Annotated in this window: 3 protein-coding genes; 1 reads left to right on the forward strand and 2 read right to left on the reverse strand. The window is 61.4% G+C overall.

Annotated elements, in window-relative coordinates:
- Positions 1-304 precede the first annotated feature (304 nt).
- Both VFE81_RS21795 and VFE81_RS21800 read right to left on the reverse strand, forming a co-directional pair.
- On the reverse strand, positions 305-1,573 hold the full coding sequence (locus tag VFE81_RS21795) for an SGNH/GDSL hydrolase family protein (protein WP_325046582.1): 1,269 nt from the start codon (positions 1,571-1,573) through the stop codon (positions 305-307).
- 335 nt (positions 1,574-1,908) lie between these two features.
- Entirely contained in the window at positions 1,909-3,528 is a 1,620-nt protein-coding gene (locus VFE81_RS21800; protein WP_325046580.1) for an NAD(P)/FAD-dependent oxidoreductase, read from the reverse strand.
- 216 nt (positions 3,529-3,744) lie between these two features.
- Between VFE81_RS21800 and paaA the strand changes: the two genes are divergently transcribed.
- Positions 3,745-4,363 (forward strand): 1,2-phenylacetyl-CoA epoxidase subunit PaaA (paaA, locus tag VFE81_RS21805; RefSeq protein ID WP_325046581.1); only part of this gene is annotated, 619 nt, incomplete at its 3' end.

Genomic DNA, 4,363 nt, shown 5'->3' on the forward strand with positions numbered 1-4,363 from the left:
ACACTTATCGGCTGTTAATTTTTAAAGATCGAGTCCGCATCCACCACCAAAACCGCACCGCTGTCGCCAACCTCACAACCACCCGGCACCGCTTCGTTCTGCGTCGCTGCATCTGCAGCAGAGAAACGAGATTATGGAGAATCTTTTTCGTTTCGTCAACAACATTTTTCCGCTTTCGCTTAAAACCTTGTTGACGCTACGACCGCCTGTTTCTACAGCGGCCCTCGTTCGCAAACGAGGAGGCGAATCATAGGTGAACATCGGCCATATGACAAGGGTTTGACGAAAATCTTTTTTTGGCCACTCACTTCCGGGTTGAATTCACTAAAGCAGCCACCGGAACCGCTTCGGCCATTGCGCCATATCCGGCGTCGCTGGGATGGATATGGTCGCCACTGTCAAAGGCGCGCTGCAGGCGATTCGGTTGCGCCGGGTCGCGTAGTGCGGCGTCAAAATCTACAACGCCGTCGAAAGCGTGGCTGGTCCGAATCCACTGGTTGACCGCAAGCCGGATAGCCTCCCGCGGCGCCGGCAGCGATGCCGGCGTCAACGTCGCGCCGAACGCCTTCACACCCCGGTGTCGCGCATCCGCAATCACCCGCTGGTAGCCGGCAATCAGGTCGGTGGCTGTCACCGAAGTATGCGGGGAGTCGCAGTCAAGGCCGCCCCGCGCCGGCATCGCCGCAAAGTTGATGTCGTTGATTCCGATCAGCAGAATGGCCGTCTTGACCCCGGGGCGTTCCAGCACGTCCCGGTCGAAACGACGGACGAGCGCGTCGCCGTAGCAGAGTGAGTCACTCAGTAAGCGATTGCCACTGATGCCAAGATTAACGATCGCCGTTGAACGGTCGCCGGTGCCGGCGAGCCGACGAGCCAGCGCATCCGGCCAGCGCCGATTCTGATTCAGGCTGGAGCGCATGCCGTCGGTAATCGAGTCGCCGATCGCGGCGATGGCGGCCGATGACGGCGCATCCACCGACAAACCCGTCACCCACACATATTGCGTGAACCGGCCACGAAACGAATCAGCGGAGGTATCGGCAGTGTGATTCCCCGGTGCGGAAACATAATTCAACTGATTCGAGACCCGGTGCCACGCCACGATGCGTTGTTCCGGCCCCGTAAATGCACTGATCGCATAAGGTGAACCTTCCGCGATGTCGATAGCAACCGGGTCGCTGTCCAACTCTCCGCCTGCCGGTATGCTCACGGAGCGCTTACCGCCAAACGTCACGCGCGTCTCGCCATTGCCCAACGCTGCCGCGCCGCCGACCGAGCGCGCGATGCGCAGTTCGTCGATGACGAGCGCAGTCTTGCCGTACTCGTTGCTGAGATGAATTCGTGCGGATTTACCGGACAGTGTCGGATAAACGATCTGGCGAACCGTGCGGCCTGCTACTTCAGGGGCGCGGTATAACGGCGGTAAATCCGACCGTTGCGGGATAGGTTGCAACGCCGTTGCCCATGCGGTGACCCAGTGCGTCGGGGCGTCGGCGGCAAACACACTCGATGAAACGGCAAATTGGCAAAGCAGCGCCGCGCCACATGCGGCAGCCAGGGTGCGAATGGTCATTCGGGTGGTCAGTTCGAGGCGAAACGTGCATTGTGCCCGATCGCCATGGCCATCGCGGCTGACCGTGCGAACGGTATTGTGCAATCGCCCACGCCTGGTATTAGGGCTGCGGCGGCGAACGGGCCTCGAGACGGTATGCGCATTCGCGCGGACCTGGCGGAACCGGACTCATTCGGCTCGTCCGGCACTAGCAGCTCACCCGGAACCTCAGGGGACCTCAGGCGCAACCTCTGCGAAGCAGCCAATCGGCTGAGGCCGCACAACGCATAAAGGCCCCACTCAGATCAGGCAGCCTGCGCCGCAACCATTCGATGCGAGCGCAGACGCATTACAAATCAGGCCGACGCTCCAGTCATCTTCAACGCAAGCGCTTCGGCCACTTCGATCCCGTCGATGGCTGCCGAGTAGATCCCACCGGCATACCCCGCGCCCTCGCCGGCCGGATACAAGCCCTCGACATTCATGCTCTGATAATCATCCCGGCGCCGCACGCGAATCGGCGACGACGTTCTCGTCTCGACGCCGGTCAGCACGGCGTCATGCATGGCAAATCCGGCGATCTTCTTGTCCATCTGCGGCAACGCTTCGCGAATCGCTTCGATCACGTAGTCGGGCAGCGCGGTGCTGAGATCGGTCGGATGCACGCCCGGCTTATATGACGGCACCACGGAACCCAGTGATGTAGACGGCCGCCCGGCGATAAAGTCGCCAACCAGCTGCCCCGGGGCCATATAGTTGCCGCCGCCCAGTTCGAACGCCCGCTCTTCCCATTTGCGCTGGAAGGCGATGCCGGCGAGCGGACCGCCCGGATAATCGTCCGGCGTGATGCCGACAACAATCCCAGCGTTGGCATTGCGCTCTGCCCGTGAGTACTGGCTCATGCCGTTGGTCACCACGCGGCCCGGCTCGGAAGTCGCCGCGACCACCGTGCCGCCCGGACACATACAGAAGCTATAAACCGCGCGCCCATTGCTGCAGTGATGCACCACCTTATAGTCGGCGGCGCCCAGTTGCTTGTGGCCCGCGAACTTGCCGAAACGGCTGCGATCGATCAACCCTTGTGGATGCTCGATTCGAAACCCGAGCGAAAACGGCTTCGCTTCGAGATAGACGCCACGGTCACTCAGCATCTGGAATGTATCGCGCGCGCTATGACCGACCGCCAGCACCACATGGTCGCAGCGCAAATGCTCGCCCGTCGACAGCTTGAGCCCGCGCACCTTGCCCTGCTCGATCTCGATATCGTCGACCCGCGTCTCGAAACGCACCTCGCCGCCCAATTCGTGAATAGTCGCGCGCATCTTTTCGACCATGCTGACGAGGCGGAACGTGCCGATATGGGGCCGGCTCAGATAAAGAATGTCCTCGGGCGCACCCGCGCGGACGAATTCATCGAGCACCTTGCGGCCGTAATGCTTCGGGTCCTTGATCTGACTGTAAAGCTTGCCGTCCGAGAAAGTACCCGCGCCGCCTTCGCCGAACTGCACGTTCGATTCAGGATTGAGCACCGACTTGCGCCACAGGCCGAAAGTATCCTTGGTGCGCTCGCGCACGGCCTTGCCGCGTTCGAGAATGATCGGGCGGAAGCCCATCTGCGCGAGGATCAGCCCCGCAAACAGCCCGCAAGGCCCCATGCCGATCACGACCGGGCGCGGAGAAGTCAGCTGCGCCGGTGCTTTAGCGACAAAACGGTACGCCATGTCCGGCGTCACACTGCAGTGCGGCACGTCGGCGAGCCGCTTGAGCGCGGCCGCTTCATCCGTCACCTCGACATCGACGATGTAAGTGAGCTTGATGTCGGCGCGCTTGCGCGCGTCGTGCGCGCGGCGAAACACGGTGTATCGGATAAGCCCGCTCTCGTCCACGCCGAGTTCAGCGAGACGCGCACGGACGGCGGTTTCGAGAACGCTTTCGGGATGATCGAGCGGGAGTTTGATTTCGCTTAGACGTAACATGAGTACCGGGGGATGCAGGAAGGCCGCAAATCGCGGCCAATTCGCAATTTTATAGGTTAAGTGTCGGCGCGGGGCGGCGGCGCTAGCGAAACGCCCCGCCGACGAACCCACCGTCTCCCTATCGGTAAGAACCGATCGTCTCAAAAAATTTATTAACCGACCGGTCGGTTGGTTTATACTGCGCAGACACAGACAACTTCCGCTGAGAGTGTCCCCATGTACACGCAATCCCTGGATATCCCCGGCAACGTCGCGCCGCTCGATGCGGCAGCGAGTTCGCCCGAACAGGCGCAATTCGACGCGGTCATGACCGCCGACGGCAAGATCGAGGCGCAGGACTGGATGCCTGATGCCTACCGCAAGACGCTGGTGCGGCAGATTTCACAGCACGCGCATTCCGAAATCGTCGGCATGCTGCCGGAAGGCAACTGGATCTCTCGTGCGCCCAGTCTGAAACGCAAGGCGATCCTGCTGGCCAAAGTGCAGGACGAAGCCGGCCACGGCCTCTATCTATACAGCTCGGCGGAAACGCTCGGCGTGTCGCGCGATCAGTTGATCGCCGCGTTGCACTCGGGCAAAGCCAAATATTCGAGCATCTTCAATTACCCCACGCCCACGTGGGCAGACGTCGGCGTCATCGGCTGGCTGGTGGACGGCGCGGCGATCATGAACCAGATTCCGCTGTGCCGCTGCACTTACGGCCCGTACGCACGCGCCATGATCCGCATCTGCAAGGAAGAGTCGTTCCATCAGCGTCAAGGCTTCGACGCGCTGATATCGATGATGAGCGGCACCGAAACGCAACGCGAGTTGGTCCAGCAGGCCGTGAACCGTT

The sequence above is a fragment of the Paraburkholderia sp. genome (assembly GCF_035656215.1).
In the GTDB taxonomy this organism is placed as follows: domain Bacteria; phylum Pseudomonadota; class Gammaproteobacteria; order Burkholderiales; family Burkholderiaceae; genus Paraburkholderia.